14 protein-coding genes are annotated in these 15,409 nt (G+C 60.7%); 12 read left to right on the plus strand and 2 right to left on the minus strand.

All coding sequences use genetic code 11. The annotated features are described in order from the left end of the window. Positions 1-45 precede the first annotated feature (45 nt). The 3 genes from H040_RS18415 to H040_RS18425 are packed head-to-tail and all read left to right on the plus strand — an operon-like array spanning position 46 to position 2,693. Entirely contained in the window at positions 46-1,029 is a 984-nt protein-coding gene (locus H040_RS18415) for a FecCD family ABC transporter permease (protein ID WP_177326680.1), read from the plus strand. Beyond that, a complete protein-coding gene (locus tag H040_RS18420; RefSeq protein ID WP_027917661.1) occupies positions 1,029-1,796 on the plus strand; it encodes a heme ABC transporter ATP-binding protein in 768 nt (255 codons plus the stop codon). Before H040_RS18415 ends, H040_RS18420 begins: the two co-directional genes overlap by 1 nt. 12 nt (positions 1,797-1,808) lie before the next feature. Next, on the plus strand, positions 1,809-2,693 hold the full coding sequence (locus H040_RS18425; RefSeq protein ID WP_027917660.1) for a ChaN family lipoprotein: 885 nt from the start codon (positions 1,809-1,811) through the stop codon (positions 2,691-2,693). Between the two features lie 233 nt (positions 2,694-2,926). Here H040_RS18425 and H040_RS18430 read toward each other — a convergent pair whose 3' ends face one another. Together H040_RS18430 and H040_RS18435 are read right to left on the minus strand one after the other, a co-directional pair. Next, on the minus strand, positions 2,927-3,205 hold the full coding sequence (locus tag H040_RS18430) for a TfoX/Sxy family protein (RefSeq protein WP_027917659.1): 279 nt from the start codon (positions 3,203-3,205) through the stop codon (positions 2,927-2,929). A 171-nt stretch (positions 3,206-3,376) separates the two neighbouring features. Beyond that, positions 3,377-4,939: a bifunctional aminoglycoside phosphotransferase/ATP-binding protein gene (locus H040_RS18435; RefSeq protein ID WP_027917658.1), complete on the minus strand. Its 1,563-nt coding sequence runs from the start codon at positions 4,937-4,939 to the stop codon at positions 3,377-3,379. Between the two features lie 117 nt (positions 4,940-5,056). Here H040_RS18435 and mrcB point away from each other — a divergent pair, with 117 nt between their 5' ends. From mrcB to msrQ, 9 genes are all read left to right on the plus strand, one after another. Beyond that, complete coding sequence (mrcB, locus tag H040_RS18440) at positions 5,057-7,378, plus strand: penicillin-binding protein 1B (protein ID WP_027917657.1); 2,322 nt, start codon at positions 5,057-5,059, stop codon at positions 7,376-7,378. 16 nt (positions 7,379-7,394) lie between these two features. Next, positions 7,395-8,183 (plus strand): tetratricopeptide repeat protein, encoded by a 789-nt coding sequence (locus H040_RS18445; RefSeq protein WP_033696031.1) that lies wholly within the window; start codon positions 7,395-7,397, stop codon positions 8,181-8,183. Continuing rightward, complete coding sequence (locus tag H040_RS18450) at positions 8,183-8,515, plus strand: YqcC family protein (protein WP_027917655.1); 333 nt, start codon at positions 8,183-8,185, stop codon at positions 8,513-8,515. The genes H040_RS18445 and H040_RS18450 overlap by 1 nt, the downstream gene beginning before the upstream one ends. Before the next feature lie 408 nt (positions 8,516-8,923). Then, positions 8,924-10,648, plus strand: a complete 1,725-nt coding sequence (locus H040_RS18455) for an acetolactate synthase 3 large subunit (protein ID WP_027917654.1) — start codon at positions 8,924-8,926, stop codon at positions 10,646-10,648. A gap of 1 nt (position 10,649) precedes the next feature. Beyond that, positions 10,650-11,141, plus strand: coding sequence for an acetolactate synthase small subunit (gene ilvN / locus H040_RS18460; protein ID WP_003250040.1), 492 nt, complete (start codon positions 10,650-10,652; stop codon positions 11,139-11,141). Positions 11,142-11,196: 55 nt separating this feature from the next. Continuing rightward, the gene (ilvC, locus tag H040_RS18465) at positions 11,197-12,213 is read left to right on the plus strand and encodes a ketol-acid reductoisomerase (RefSeq protein WP_027917653.1); all 1,017 of its coding nucleotides are present in this window, start codon (positions 11,197-11,199) and stop codon (positions 12,211-12,213) included. 150 nt (positions 12,214-12,363) lie between these two features. Then, positions 12,364-13,206, plus strand: a complete 843-nt coding sequence (gene pssA, locus H040_RS18470) for a CDP-diacylglycerol--serine O-phosphatidyltransferase (protein ID WP_027917652.1) — start codon at positions 12,364-12,366, stop codon at positions 13,204-13,206. Positions 13,207-13,285: 79 nt separating this feature from the next. Next, entirely contained in the window at positions 13,286-14,299 is a 1,014-nt protein-coding gene (msrP, locus tag H040_RS18475; RefSeq protein ID WP_027917651.1) for a protein-methionine-sulfoxide reductase catalytic subunit MsrP, read from the plus strand. Then, positions 14,299-14,910 carry a protein-methionine-sulfoxide reductase heme-binding subunit MsrQ gene (gene msrQ, locus H040_RS18480; RefSeq protein ID WP_027917650.1) on the plus strand — a complete coding sequence of 204 codons (612 nt, stop codon included), beginning with the start codon at positions 14,299-14,301 and terminating at the stop codon, positions 14,908-14,910. Before msrP ends, msrQ begins: the two co-directional genes overlap by 1 nt. Positions 14,911-15,409: the final 499 nt, after the last annotated feature.

The raw sequence follows: 15,409 nt of genomic DNA on the forward strand, positions 1-15,409 counted from the left end.
CGGATCCAGCCGCGAACACTGTTTGTTTGCCTGATATTGCTTTGCCTGCTGGCAGTCTGGCTGTCGCTGGCCTTGGGGCCGGTCAGCCTGCCGCTGGTCGATACCCTGCGTGCTGGCCTTCGCCTGTTGGGGCTACCAATTGCCGCAGACGGTCTGCAGCAGGCCGAGATGATCCTGGGGCAGATCCGTCTGCCGCGCACCTTGCTGGGGTTGGCAGTGGGCGCGGTACTGGCATTGTCTGGTGTGGCCATGCAGGGGCTGTTTCGCAACCCGCTGGCCGACCCAGGCCTGGTGGGGGTTGCCGCTGGGGCGGCGATGGGGGCGGCGGTGGCTATTGTGGGGGGCAGTTGGCTGGGTGGTATGCCGGATGCGCTTGCTCCCTACCTGTTGTCGCTGTGCGCCTTCATCGGCGGGCTGGGCGTGACCGCGCTGGTTTATCGCCTGGGGCGTCGTGACGGTCAGACCAATGTCGCCACGATGTTGTTGGCCGGTGTGGCCATGACCGCACTTGGCGGTGCTGCCGTAGGCTTGTTTTCCTACCTGGCCGATGATGCCACCCTGCGTACGCTGACCTTCTGGAACCTGGGCAGCCTCAACGGTGCAAGCTACGAGCGCCTGTGGCCTCTGCTGCTGATCGCAGGCGGTGTGGCGATGTGGTTGCCGCGCCGCTCGAAGGCGTTGAATGCGTTGTTGCTGGGAGAGTCGGAGGCACGGCACCTGGGGGTTGATGTCGAGCGCCTCAAGCGCGAGTTGGTGTTCTGCACGGCGTTGGGTGTGGGCGCAGCAGTGGCGGCTGCGGGGCTGATCGGTTTCATCGGCCTGGTGGTACCCCACCTGGTGCGTTTGCTGGCCGGGCCCGATCACCGCGTGGTACTGCCTGCATCGTTGCTGGCTGGGGGCATACTCATGCTGTTCGCCGATCTCGCAGCCAGGCTGCTGCTGGCGCCTGCTGAGCTGCCGATCGGTATCGTCACCGCTTTTATTGGCGCGCCGTTCTTCCTGATTCTGCTGATACGAGGGCGCAGTTGATGTTGCAAGTCGAGGGGCTGCACCTGAAGCGGGGCAACAATGATGTGTTGCTCGGGATTGATCTGCAGTTGAGCCCTGGGCAGGTGGTGGGCGTTCTCGGTCCCAATGGCGCCGGCAAGAGTAGCCTGCTCGGGGTACTGTGTGGCGAGTTGGCGCCGGACCGCGGAAAAGTGACGCTGCAAGGGCGGCCGCTGGTTGACTGGGCTGGGCAGGCGCGCGCCAGGCACCTGGCGGTGCTGCCGCAGGTTTCCAGCCTGGGGTTCTCGTTCAAGGTCGAGGAAGTGGTGGCCATGGGGCGCATGCCCCACGACACCGGGCAACGGCGTGACGCCGAAATCGTAGCAGAGGCCCTGCAGGCAGCGGATGCCTCGCACCTGGTGGGGCGAAGTTACCTGGCCTTGTCTGGCGGTGAGCGGCAGAGGGTGCACCTGGCCCGCGTGCTGGCTCAGCTTTGGCCTGGTGTAGAGGGCACCACGCTGTTGCTTGATGAGCCGACTTCGATGCTCGACCCACTGCATCAGCACACTACCCTGGAAGCCGTGCGCCGTTTCGCCGACAGCGGCGCCGCCGTGCTGGTGATTCTGCATGACCTGAACCTGGCGGCGCGCTACTGTGATCGCATCTTGCTACTCGAAAGCGGGCGCTGCCATGCCCTGGCCGCACCACCGGAGGTACTGACACCGGCTTCGCTCAAGGTGGTCTTCGGTATCGACGTGCTGGTGCAGGCGCACCCGGAGCGGGGGCACCCGCTGATCATTACCCGCTAGGAGGCACTGCTCGTGGCTCATCCGTTGCTGTGCGGTTCGTTACTGTGCCTGGTGCTGACGCTGGGTGGTTGCCAGGCCAGCTTGCCGCCGTTGCCTGCATGGCAGAGCAGCGAAGGGCGCGATAACGCCGAGCTAGGGCAGATCCACGATCTGGCCAGCGGGCGGGTGATCACTCCCGAACAGTTGATCGAGAGCCTGGCCGATGCGCCGCGCGTGCTGGTCGGTGAGAAGCATGACAACCCGGATCATCACGCCTTGCAGCTGTGGTTGATGCGTGCGTTGCAGCAACGCCGGGCACAGGGCAGCCTGCTGCTGGAAATGCTGCAACCCGAGCAGCAGCCCCGCGTCGATGCGCTAGCGGGGCAGGCGCAATTGCCGCAAGACCTGCCCAAAGCCCTGGCTTGGGAAGATGGCTGGGACTGGCAACTTTACGGCCCAATCGTGCAAGAGGCTTTGCAGCGCCATGTTCCGCTGCTGGCGGCCAACCTGTCACCCACAGAGATGCGCCAAGCCTACCGGCACCCTGCGGTTCTGTCGGGGAACCGGTCGAATGCGCCGGCAGTCAGGGCGGTACTGCTCGAACAGGTGAAGCAGGGGCACTGTGGCATGCTGCCGGAAAGCCAACTGCCAGCAATGCTGGCCGTGCAACAGCAACGGGATCGGCGTATTGCCGAGCGGCTGCTGGCGGCACCGCAGCCGGCATTGCTGTTTGCCGGTGCGTACCATGCGCGCAAGGACCTGGGGGTGCCTTTGCACCTTGCCGATCTGGGCGCGAAAGGCGCGAGCAAGGTATTGCTGCTGCTGGAGGCAGGTGAACAGGCCGAGCCCGGGATGGCCGACTATGTCTGGTACACGGCCGCGATGCCAGAGCAGGACTACTGCGCCCAGCTGAGGTAGGACCGGTCCGGCGTTCCGGCAAGACTGCTCCTACAGGGGCGTGTCTGGCCTGAAGCGAAAACCTGCGGGCAAAAAAAAGACCCGGCAAAATGCCGGGTCAATAACCGTGATTAGCCTGATGAGGAGATAATCTGAGAGTCCGAACCAGGGGCTCTTAGCTTATCCAACCAGTCTCGCGACCAGTTGTGATAATCATAACGATTCTCATTACAGCGTCAATCCCCTTCGTGCGCTTATTTCATATTTTTTTGCATAGGGCATTTCGCATCGAGTTGCTGGTTGAGCGCTTCTTTACGTTCGGCTGGCAAATCGTTCCAGTGCATGTCCAGCAATGCACCTTCAATGGCGTACAACAGCACCTTCGACGCCCGGAACCCTCGTGTCTTCACCGCCTGGTAGGCACCCACGGCACCCAGCCTGCGCAAGTCCGATGCACTGTGGATACCGGCCGCATGCAACCACTGCGCGGAGGTCTTGCCAAGATTCTTCAGGTGCTGCAATTCATCGTTCATCGAGCCTCCTTGCGATGGCTGAACGGGTCTAGGGGATAAATCGCGAGCAGGTCAGAGAGGAGTGTAGCGGGGGATAGGAAATGCGCGGCCTTTTGCCATCGGGGACGACGAGCTGCCCTCGAGCGGCAGGTACCTGTTCCGGCAACAGGCCGGAACAGGCGTAAAGCGAACTTACAGGCCTGGCAGGCGCTGGCGAATCTGTTCGATTACCTGGTCCATGCCGCTGGCTTCCTGGGTATCGATGCGGGTGCTGTGGACCAGCTCTTGTGCATCCAGTGGCTCACGGCTGGCCTGCTGGGCCTTGATCACCTCCAGTGTGGCATCCGACGGGTCGCTGTTCTCGGCCTGGCGCTGCTCCAGCCAGCTGGTGATCACCGCTTCCGGGGCATGGCAGTCGAGGATCAGGAACGGCACGCCAGTCTCGCTGGCCACGGCTGCGGCGGCCTGACGCTGTTCGGCCATGAGGTAAGTGGCATCGAGCACCACCGGGAAGCCGGCACGAAGGATCGTTGCGGCCAGTTCATGCAGGCGCTGGTAGGTCGCCGCGCTGGCGTCCTGGTCATAGATGCCGGCAGTGAGCTGGCCTGCGTTCTGTTGTGGCTGTTCACCGAACAGGCGCTTGCGCTCCACATCCGAACGCACGCGAACCGCGCCGAGGGCCTCGACCAGGCGCATGGCCACGTGGCTTTTGCCTACTGCCGACACGCCATGGGTGATAGCCATCAGGCGGGAAGGGATGGCGCTGTAGCTTTCTGCCAGGTTGGCATAGTTGCGGTACGTGCGCAGGCTGGTGGCACGCTGCACACCGTCCGCATCGGCCGGCATGCTGAACAGGGCGATCTTGGCGCGGACCAGAGCGCGGTAGGCCTTGTAGAAGTTGAGCACTTCGAGGCCTTCGTAGTCGCCGGTCAGCTCCAGGTATTGGCTGACGAAACGTCGTGCCAGGCACTTGAGGCCACGGTCTTCCAGGTCCATGGCGAGGAAACCGGTGTCGGCCCACACATCGGTCTTGCGGAACGGTTCGTTGAACTCGATGCAGTCGAAGATCACGACCTTGCCGTCGATCACCGTCGCGTTACCCAGATGGATGTCGCCATGGCATTCACGGGTGAAGCCATTGGCCTTGCGTGCTGCGAACAGGCCTTGAAGGCGCTCGAAACTGCTGCGTGCCCAGGCTTGCAGGTTATCCAGTTGTTGCAGGTCGGCCTTGTCGGTGAGGAAAGGCCGAATCTGCTCGAAATTCTGCTCGACCGGGGCCATGACGCTTTCAGGCGAGCCATACGGCTGATCGGCGGGCACTTTCGGGGTCTGCAGGTGAAACTCGGCAATCTGCCGGGCCATCTGGTCGATGTGGCCAGTGTTCAGCTCGCCGTTGGCTTGCAGGGTATTGAGCATCTGGCCTTGAGGGAACTGGCGCATCTTCAGCACATACTCGATCACTTCGCCTTCACCACCGATCTGTGGGGTTTCGGCACTGCCGGTGATCGGCAGCACTTCAAGGTACAGGCCTTCGGTCAGGCGCTGGTTCAGGCGCAATTCTTCGTTACAGAAATGCTGGCGCTGGTCCAGGCTGGTGAAGTCCAGGAAGCCGAAGTTCATCGGCTTCTTGATTTTGTAGGCGTACTCGCCGGTGAGCAGGACCCAGGAGATGTGCGTCTCGATGAGCTGGAACCCGTCCACGGGGTGAGGGAACAGGGCAGGGTTCTGCAATGCATTGATCAAGGCTTGGCTCACGGGAAATCCTTCCGGGGGCAGGGAATTCGAAAGCGCCATTATGGTCAATGGTGCCGTCCCTGCCTACCGCCAGAGGGCGCCTGCCTACCCTTTATAAAGTGCGTATAATCCGCCGCCATGACTCGAACCCGAAATCCTCGTACCCCTCAGAAACGCCCGACCGGCCGCTCGCGCGCCTGGCTGGGCTGGGCCTTGAAGCTCAGCCTGGTCGGCCTGGTGATCGTCGCCGGCTTCGCGGTTTACCTCGATGCCGTCGTCCAGGAGAAGTTCTCCGGCAAGCGCTGGACCATCCCGGCCAAGGTGTATGCCCGGCCGCTGGAGCTATTCTCTGGCCAGAAACTGAGCAAGAACGACTTCCTCACCGAACTCGATGCCCTCGGCTACCGGCGTGAAAGCGCGGCCAACGGCCCCGGTGCGGCAGCGGTCAACGGCAATACCGTAGACCTCAACACCCGTGGCTTCCAGTTCTACGAGGGCATGGAGCCTGCGCAGTTCGTGCGAGTGCGCTTCTCTGGCGACTACGTGGCTGAGCTTGCCGGTGCCAACGGCAAGAAGCTCGATGTGGTGCGACTGGAACCGCTGATGATCGGCGGTATCTACCCGAAAAACCTCGAAGACCGCATCCTGATCAAGATCGACCAGGTACCGCCGTACCTGCTCGAGACCCTGGTAGCCACCGAGGACCGGGACTTCTACAGCCACTTCGGTGTGTCGCCCAAGTCCATTGCCCGGGCCATGTGGGTCAATACCTCCTCAGGCTCGATGCGCCAGGGCGGCAGTACCCTGACCCAGCAGCTGGTGAAGAATTTCTACCTGACCAGTGAACGCAGCCTCAGCCGCAAGCTGACCGAAGCGATGATGGCCGTGCTGCTGGAAATGCACTACGACAAGCGCGAAATCCTCGAGGCCTACCTCAATGAAGTGTTCGTCGGCCAGGATGGCCAGCGCGCAGTGCATGGCTTCGGCCTGGCAAGCCAGTTCTTCTTCAGCCAGCCGCTGTCAGAGCTGAAACTGCACCAGATCGCCTTGCTGGTAGGCATGGTCAAGGGGCCTTCCTATTACAACCCGCGGCGTTACCCTGAACGTGCGCTGGCGCGGCGTAACCTGGTCCTCGACCTGGTGGCCGAGCAGGGCGTGGCCAGCCAGGCGGAAGTCGATGCGGCGAAGAAGATGCCGCTGGGCGTGACCAAGCGCGGCAGCCTCGCCGACAGCTCGTTCCCGGCCTTCCTTGACCTGGTCAAGCGTCAGCTGCGCCAGGACTACCGCGACGAAGACTTGACCGAAGAAGGCCTGCGCATCTTCACCAGTTTCGACCCGATCCTGCAGATGAAGGCCGAAACCTCCATGGCCGAAACCTTCAAGCGCCTGGCCGGGCGCAAAGGTGCCGACGAGGTGGAATCGGCGATGGTCGTCACCAACCCGGAAACCGGCGAAGTGCAGGCACTGATCGGCAGTCGCCAGTCCGGTTATGCAGGCTTCAACCGTGCCATCGACGCCGTGCGGCCAATCGGCTCACTGGTCAAGCCGGCGGTCTACCTGACCGCGCTGGAGCAGCCAAGCAAGTACACCCTGACCAGCTGGGTGCAGGACGAGCCATTCTCAGTCAAGGGCGCCGATGGCCAAGTGTGGCGCCCACAGAACTATGACCGGCGTTCGCACGGCACGATCTACCTGTACCAGGGCCTGGCCAATTCGCTGAACCTGTCGACCGCGAAACTCGGCCTGGAAGTGGGTGTGCCGAACGTGATCAAGACCATCGGTCGCCTTGGCGTCAATGTTGACTGGCCGGCCTTCCCGGCGATGCTGCTGGGCGCTGGCGGCATGTCGCCGATGCAAGTCGCGACCATGTACCAGACCATTGCCAACGGTGGCTTCAACACGCCGATGCGGGGCATCCGCAGTGTGCTCACCGCCGAAGGCGAGCCGCTCAAGCGCTACCCGTTCCAGATCCAGCAGACCTTCGACCCAGGTTCCATTTACCTGGTGCAGAACGCCATGCAGCGGGTGATGCGTGAGGGTACCGGCCGCTCGGTATACAACGTGCTGCCAAGTTCACTGACTCTGGCGGGCAAGACCGGTACCAGTAACGATTCGCGCGACAGCTGGTTCTCCGGCTTCAGCCAGGACCTGCTGGCTGTGGTGTGGATGGGCCGTGACGACAACGGTAAAACGCCATTTACCGGTGCCACAGGCGCCTTGCAGGTCTGGACCAGCTTCATGAAGAAGGCCGACCCGCTGCCGTTGGACATGCCGCAGCCGGACAACGTGGTGCAGGCGTGGATCGACCCGTACAGTGGCCATGGCTCCGACAGAAGCTGTCCGGGAGCCGTGCAGATGCCGTATATTCGCGGCAGCGAACCGCCTGCCGGTGCAACCTGTGGCGGCGAGCAGAATCCCGTAGAGTCGGTCATGGACTGGGTCAAGGGCTGGATGAACTGAGCCCTGAGCAGCATTGATGAGGTGTGAATTGAATAAGTGGCTGTTTCCTGCCGTGACGGCGCTGGTGGTGCTCCAGGGTTGTTCGACCGTGCAGCGTGGCAACATTCCGGTGGTGGACTCGAGCACCCGGGTGTCCAATAGTGAGCGTGTCCAGGCCAATCGTTCGGCTGCGGGCATGAGCAACGGCACCTCGCAGGCGCAGTCGCTGCCCGAGGACTCAGGCGTGACCGTCATGATTCCACAAGGCGCCGGTGCTGCCGGCATCCAGACGTTCCCGGCGGCCAACGGCGCGGCTCCTATCAGTACCGGTCCGATCACTCCAGGCCCGGTCACTTCGGCGCCAATGACCACCAATCCCAACCCGATTGCCGATGAACCGTTCGATATTGCCTCGATGAACAGCACGCCAGCTGCTTCCAGCGCACCGACCGGCATTCCGCGCAGCAATGCGGCTTCCGGTGGGCTGTCGGCCGATGAACAGCTCGACGGCCCGGTGCTGGCGCTGCTGACTACCGCCCAGTCGCAGCAGGGCAGCGGTGACTACAATGGAGCCGCCTCAAGCCTGGAGCGTGCCCAACGAATCGCCCCGCGCGAGCCGCAGGTACTGTTCCGTCTGGCCCAGGTGCGCCTGTCGCAAGGCGATGCGCCGCAGGCCGAACAACTGGCCCGCCGTGCGCTGACCTACGCCAATGGCCGCCCCGACCTGCAGGCCGAGCTGTGGAACACCATTGCGCAAGCGCGCGAAAAGCAGGGTGACAGCGCCGGTGCCGCCCTGGCGCGGCAGAAAGCGCGGGTCAACTCGTGATGATCGAGCAACGCATTCTCGATATCGCCGACCACCTGCTGCTCATCGAGCGTGAGCTGCAGGTGCAGGGCTGGTGGGATGACGAGCCGCCCCGTGATGAAGCGCTGGCCAGCACCGTACCGTTCGCGGTCGACACGCTCAGCTTCGAGCAGTGGTTGCAGTGGATCTTCCTGCCACGCATGAAGATCATCATCGAACTCGGCCATCCGCTGCCCAATGCCTCCAGCATCCTGGTGATGGCGGAAACCGTGTTCACCGATCGTCCGGAGGAAAGCCGCGAGCTGCGCCGGCTATTGGCAGCTTTCGATCAATTGATCGCTCCTTCCGCCTGATTTCTTCAGTTTTTCCTTCAGGGGCCGCAGATTGTGGCCCTTTTTTATGGAAATCTTATTTTTTCTGCTGCTGACTTGGTTTTTAGTGGTGGCAGGAATTCATCTTCGGGAAAAATTGGCAATAATTTTTCTTGACTTGTCGGCGCCAAATCACAAGAATCCAGATTCCGCTGTAGAGGGACTGCCAGAAGCAGACCCGCTAAGCAGATCATGAGGCGCACACCCGCGCCGCCTGTTACACCCCGCAACGCGTTACCTCGCGCTGGGTGGGAAACCCCCGCAACACTCTGGGGAGCTCCCAATACTTGCTCAGTCAGTGCTGAACGTTCGCTCATGCTCTGCTTGGCAGTAAACCTATTAAGACCCGTCCACTAGGGACGGTATTCTGGCGTTTTAGAGGTGAACAACGTGGAGCTTTTATCTGGCGCTGAGATGGTCGTCCGCTTCTTGCGTGACGAAGGCGTTAAGCACATCTACGGGTACCCTGGTGGTGCTCTCCTTCATGTTTACGACGCACTGTTCAAAGAACCGGAAGTGGAACACATCCTGGTTCGTCACGAGCAGGCGGCAACCCATATGGCGGACGGCTACGCCCGCGCCACCGGCAAGGCCGGTGTGGTGCTGGTAACCTCCGGCCCGGGCGCAACCAATGCCATTACCGGCATTGCCACCGCCTACATGGACTCGATTCCGATGGTCATCCTGTCCGGCCAGGTGCCTAGCACCATGGTAGGTACCGATGCCTTCCAGGAAACCGACATGATCGGTATCTCGCGGCCGATCGTGAAGCACAGCTTCATGATCAAGAACCCGACCGAGATCCCTGAAGTACTCAAGAAAGCCTTCTACCTGGCGCAATCCGGTCGCCCAGGCCCGGTCGTGGTCGACATTCCAAAAGATATGACCAATCCGGCCGAGAAGTTCGAGTACGTCTATCCGAAGAAGGTCAAGCTGCGCTCGTACAGCCCGGCTGTACGTGGTCACTCCGGCCAGATCCGCAAGGCTGCCGAGATGCTCCTGGCCGCCAAGCGCCCGATCGTCTACGCCGGTGGCGGCGTGATTCTCGGCGGTGGCTCCGAAGCGCTGACCGAAATCGCCAAATCGCTGAACCTGCCAGTCACCAATACCCTGATGGGGCTGGGTGGCTTCCCGGGTACCGACCGTCAGTTCCTCGGCATGCTCGGCATGCACGGCAGCTTCACCGCCAACATGGCCATGCACAATGCCGATGTGATCTTCGCTGTCGGTGCGCGTTTCGACGACCGTGTGGTCAACGGCCCGGCCAAGTTCTGCCCGAACGCCAAGATCATCCATGTCGACATCGACCCTGCGTCGATTTCCAAGATGATCAAGGCCGACGTGCCGATCGTCGGCCCGGTCGACAGCGTGCTCAGCGAAATGCTCGGTATCCTCAAGGAAATCGGCGAGAAGCCTGACAAGGCGGCGCTGGATGCCTGGTGGAAGCAGATCGACGAGTGGCGTGGCAATGGCGAGCTGTTCCCTTACGACAAGGGCGACGGCAACGTCATCAAGCCGCAGAAGGTCATCGAGACGCTCTGCGAAGTGACCAATGGCGATGCCTTCGTCACCTCCGACGTTGGCCAGCACCAGATGTTCGCGGCGCAGTACTACCGCTTCAACAAGCCGAACCGCTGGATCAACTCCGGTGGCCTGGGCACCATGGGCTTCGGCTTCCCGGCGGCGATGGGCGTCAAGCTCAACTTCCCGGATCAGGACGTGGCCTGCGTGACCGGCGAAGGCAGCATCCAGATGAACATCCAGGAGCTGTCCACCTGCATGCAGTACGGCCTGCCGGTGAAGATCGTCAACCTGAACAACGGTGTGTTGGGCATGGTCCGCCAATGGCAGGACATGGCCTACAACGGTCGTCACTCGCACTCGTACGTCGAGTCGCTGCCTGACTTCATCAAGCTGGCCGAGGCCTATGGCCATGTGGGCATCCGCATCACCAGCCTGAAAGACCTCAAGCCGAAGCTGGAAGAAGCGTTTGCGATGAAGGACCGTCTGGTATTCATCGACATCGCGGTCGACCGCAGCGAGCACGTCTATCCGATGCAGATCAAGGATGGCTCGATGCGTGACATGTGGCTGAGCAAGACGGAGCGTACCTGATATGCGGCACATCATTTCCCTGCTGCTGGAAAACGAACCTGGTGCTCTGTCCCGTGTGGTCGGCCTGTTCTCCCAGCGCAACTACAACATTGAAAGCCTGACCGTGGCGCCGACCGAAGACCCGACCCTTTCGCGTCTGACGCTGACCACCGTTGGCCATGACGAAGTGATCGAGCAGATCACCAAGAACCTGAACAAACTGGTCGAAGTGGTCAAACTCGTCGACCTGTCGGAAAGCGCTCACATCGAGCGTGAACTGATGTTGGTCAAGGTCAAGGCCACCGGTGCCCAGCGCGCCGAGATCAAGCGCACCACGGATATCTTCCGTGGCCAGATCGTCGATGTAACCGCCAGCGTATACACCGTGCAGCTGAGCGGCACCAGCGACAAACTGGACAGCTTCATCCAGGCGATCGGCACCGCATCGATTCTCGAAACCGTGCGCAGCGGCGTTACCGGCATTGCCCGGGGCGACAAAGTGCTCAGCATCTAAATTCAAAAATTAGCGATGGCTCCGCAGGGGCCGAGATATAACCAGGGGTATTTTCATGAAAGTTTTCTACGATAAAGACTGCGACCTTTCCATCATCCAGGGTAAGAAAGTCGCCATCATCGGTTACGGCTCCCAGGGCCACGCTCAGGCGTGCAACCTGAAGGACTCCGGTGTAGACGTTACCGTCGGTCTGCGTAAAGGTTCGGCTACCGTTGCCAAGGCTGAAGCCCACGGCCTGAAAGTTGCCGACGTGGCTACCGCCGTCGCTGCTGCCGACCTGGTCATGATCCTGACTCCGGACGAGTTCCAGGGCCAGCTGTACAAGAACGAGATCGAGCCGAACATCAAGAAGGGCGCTACCCTGGCCTTCTCCCACGGCTTCTCGATCCACTACAACCAGGTTGTTCCGCGTGCCGACCTCGACGTGATCATGATCGCGCCGAAAGCCCCGGGCCACACCGTTCGCTCCGAGTTCGTCAAAGGCGGCGGCATCCCTGACCTGATCGCTATTTACCAGGACGCTTCGGGCAACGCCAAGAACGTTGCGCTGTCCTACGCCGCTGGCGTCGGTGGCGGCCGTACCGGCATCATCGAAACCACCTTCAAGGACGAGACCGAAACCGACCTGTTCGGTGAGCAGGCTGTTCTGTGCGGCGGTACCGTCGAGCTGGTAAAAGCCGGTTTCGAAACCCTGGTTGAAGCGGGCTACGCGCCGGAAATGGCCTACTTCGAGTGCCTGCACGAGCTGAAGCTGATCGTTGACCTCATGTACGAAGGCGGCATCGCCAACATGAACTACTCGATCTCCAACAACGCCGAGTACGGTGAGTACGTCACCGGTCCGGAAGTCATCAACGAAGAATCCCGCAAGGCAATGCGCAACGCTCTGAAGCGCATCCAGGACGGCGAGTACGCGAAGATGTTCATCTCCGAAGGCGCTACCAACTACCCTTCGATGACCGCCAAGCGCCGCAACAACGCCGCTCACGGCATCGAAATTATCGGCGAGCAGCTGCGTTCGATGATGCCGTGGATCTCGGCTAACAAAATCGTCGACAAGACCAAGAACTAAGTCTTATCGAAAGATGAAAAACGCGGCTTCGGCCGCGTTTTTTCGTTCTGGCAGTCAGCTTCTGGTATAAAGCAGACCAGTGGCCCGCCGTCAGAACCTGTTTCGCGGGCCCGTGTCGAACATTTTCCATCCTGTTGCAAGGTACCCTCCATGAGCGAACGTCCCGAAGAGCCGAACAAGCCCTCCGACGCCGAAAGCCTGCTACCTGTCGATGAGCACGTTGAAGAAGGGCATGACGCCGAAGGGCGCAAGGTGCGCCATCGCGGCATCTATCTGCTGCCCAACCTGTTCACCACCGCAAACCTGTTTGCCGGTTTTTATTCCATCATCAGCTCGATGAGCGCGCAGAGCGCTGGCGACCCACGCGAGGCGAGCAAGTATTTCGCCTTCGCCGCCATTGCGATCTTCGTGGCCATGGTGCTCGACGGCCTCGACGGCCGCGTGGCGCGTATGACCAATACCCAGAGCGCCTTCGGTGCCGAGTACGACTCGCTGTCGGACATGGTCGCCTTCGGTGTGGCTCCGGCCTTGTTGGCCTTTGGTTGGGCGCTGGGAGACATGGGCAAGGTAGGCTGGATGGTCGCCTTCATCTATGTGGCCGGTGCGGCGCTGCGTCTGGCGCGTTTCAATACCCAGGTCGGCACTGCCGACAAGCGCTACTTCATCGGCCTGGCCAGCCCGGCTGCCGCGGGTGTAGTCGCCGGTACGGTATGGGCGTTCAGCGACTACGGCATCCAGGGTTCCAAGCTGTCGTTCCTGGTGGCGCTGCTGGTGGCTGCTGCAGGCATGCTGATGGTCAGCAACATCAAGTACAACAGCTTCAAAGAACTGGACCTCAAAGGGCGCGTGCCGTTCGTGGCGATCCTGGCTGTGGTGCTGGTGTTTGCCGTGGTGTTCAGCGATCCACCGCGCATCCTGCTGCTGATCTTCCTCGCCTATGCGGCATCGGGGCCGATCCAGTTCCTGCTGCGCGGTCGTCGGCGCAAGGCGTGATAATTATTTAACGTTGGAATAACCCTCCGGCTCCATAGTCTTACTGGTACATCCGTTATCCAGTGCTGTGGAGCCGACCATGCTCATCAAGCTTCCCAGGTCTTCCGACTGCAAGGCAGCGGAGATCACCCCCGAAGGCATCTACCTTTCCCGGCGTACCCTGCTCGGTGGCTCATTGGCCGGCCTGGCCCTGGGCGCTTTACCCGTTGCGGCTAGCGCGGTTGAAGTATCGCGTTATACCGATGTGGAGGCCGGCTCCGCGCCAGCCTGGTTTAGCGACAAGCTCGGTGCTGCGCGCTGGCAGGCAGTGACGGTCAAGGACGAGGCGATCACGCCCTTCAAGGATGCCACCCACTACAATAACTTCTATGAGTTCGGGCCTGACAAGGGTGACCCGGCCGCCAATGGCGGCAACCTGAAGACCGAGCCCTGGTCGATAGTGGTGGATGGCGAGGTGGGCAAACCGGGGCGCTACGCGCTGGAAGATTTCGTCAAACCCTATCAGCTTGAAGAGCGTATCTACCGGCTACGTTGCGTCGAGGCGTGGTCGATGGTCATTCCCTGGCTTGGCTTCCCCTTGGCGCAAGTCCTCAAACAGGTCGAGCCGACCTCGAAGGCGCGCTACGTGCGCTTCGAGACGCTAAAGGATCCGCAGCATATGCCCGGGCAGCGCTCAGGTTTTGCCTTGATCGACTGGCCCTACAGAGAAGGCTTGCGCCTTGATGAGGCGATGCACCCTCTGGCTATTCTGGCGGTAGGGATGTATGGCCGGGAGCTGCCCAATCAGAACGGCGCACCGTTACGTCTGGTGGTCCCTTGGAAGTACGGCTTCAAGAGTATCAAGTCGATCGTGCGAATCAGTCTGGTGGCCGAACTGCCGGGGACGACTTGGCAGGGGCTGGCACCCGATGAGTATGGCTTCTTCGCCAATGTGAACCCGACCGTTGACCATCCGCGCTGGACTCAAGCCCGCGAGCGGCGCTTACCAAGCGGCCTGTTCAGTCCGAATGTGCGACAAACACAGATGTTCAATGGCTACGCCGATGAAGTGGCGTCGCTGTATACCGGGCTCGATCTGCGGAAGAACTATTGATGCGCTATCCCTGGTTTCGGTTTGCCATCTTTATAGTGGGGTGCCTGTTCCCCGCGTGGTGGTTGTACGAGGCAGCGATGAATCTGCTGGGGCCGGACCCCGGGAAGATCATGATGGATCGGCTTGGGCTCGGCGCGCTGACATTTTTGCTGGTAACGCTGGGCATGACGCCACTGCAGAAGATGACGGGGTGGTCAGGCTGGATCGTGGTGCGGCGGCAGCTGGGGTTGTGGGTGTTCGCCTATATCGTGCTGCATATCCTGGCCTATCTGTTCTTCATGCTCGGGCTGGATTGGGGGCAGTTGGCGGTTGAGCTGCGCAAGCGGCCATACATTATTGTCGGTGCGCTCGGCTTTCTTGGGTTGCTGGTGCTGGCGGCTACCTCGAACCGATATAGCCAGCGGCGACTGGGGGCGCGATGGAAGAAGCTGCATAAGTTGGTGTACGGGGTGCTTGGGCTGGGACTGCTGCATTTCCTGTGGATCGTTCGTTCGGATCTGAGGGAGTGGGCTATCTATGCATGCATGGCTGCTGTGCTGATGTTGATGCGGGTACCTCTGGTTTCGCGTGTGCTTCCCAGGATTGCCCGGAAGCAGGGAAGGGCGGTTTGAGAATGGGGCTGGCCGGGTACCTGTTTTGAGCCTTTCGATTGGAATATTTCAAATAAATGAAATTAACGGTTGACGGGGTTTCGAATCCCCTTATAATGCGCCCCACTTCCAGCGACATCGGAACGACAAACTCCTTGAGATTCAATGAGTTAAGTAGTTAAGGTGATGTTGGAAGGGCTTCGATCGAATGATCGATAGCGGTGAGATGAAGGTTGACAGCGGTTTTAAACGCTGTATTATTCGCCTCCCGCTACGAGTGATCGCAGCGAGCCAAGTGTTTGAAGCTAAACGAGTTTCTCGCAAAAACTTCAAAATAAACGCTTGACAGGCTCTGAGGAAGGCGTAGAATGCGCGCCTCGGTTGAGACGAAAAGCTCTTAACCAAACGCTCTTTAACAAATCGAATCAAGCAATTCGTGTGGGTGCTTGTGAGTACGGACTGATAGTCACAAAGATTATCAGCATCACAAGTGACCATGCGAGAAATCACATAGTCATTT

The sequence above is a fragment of the Pseudomonas sp. URMO17WK12:I7 genome (assembly GCF_003269045.1).
GTDB classification, from domain to species: Bacteria; Pseudomonadota; Gammaproteobacteria; order Pseudomonadales; family Pseudomonadaceae; genus Aquipseudomonas; species Aquipseudomonas putida_J.

Coding starts and splice junctions, on each gene's coding strand:
- H040_RS18420 (WP_027917661.1), top strand. CDS start 1,029: ATGTTGCAAGTCGAGGGGCTGCACCTGAAGCGGGGCAACAATGATGTG.
- H040_RS18430 (WP_027917659.1), bottom strand. CDS start 3,205: ATGAACGATGAATTGCAGCACCTGAAGAATCTTGGCAAGACCTCCGCG.
- mrcB (WP_027917657.1), top strand. CDS start 5,057: ATGACTCGAACCCGAAATCCTCGTACCCCTCAGAAACGCCCGACCGGC.
- H040_RS18445 (WP_033696031.1), top strand. CDS start 7,395: ATGAGGTGTGAATTGAATAAGTGGCTGTTTCCTGCCGTGACGGCGCTG.
- H040_RS18450 (WP_027917655.1), top strand. CDS start 8,183: ATGATCGAGCAACGCATTCTCGATATCGCCGACCACCTGCTGCTCATC.
- ilvN (WP_003250040.1), top strand. CDS start 10,650: ATGCGGCACATCATTTCCCTGCTGCTGGAAAACGAACCTGGTGCTCTG.
- ilvC (WP_027917653.1), top strand. CDS start 11,197: ATGAAAGTTTTCTACGATAAAGACTGCGACCTTTCCATCATCCAGGGT.
- pssA (WP_027917652.1), top strand. CDS start 12,364: ATGAGCGAACGTCCCGAAGAGCCGAACAAGCCCTCCGACGCCGAAAGC.
- msrP (WP_027917651.1), top strand. CDS start 13,286: ATGCTCATCAAGCTTCCCAGGTCTTCCGACTGCAAGGCAGCGGAGATC.
- msrQ (WP_027917650.1), top strand. CDS start 14,299: ATGCGCTATCCCTGGTTTCGGTTTGCCATCTTTATAGTGGGGTGCCTG.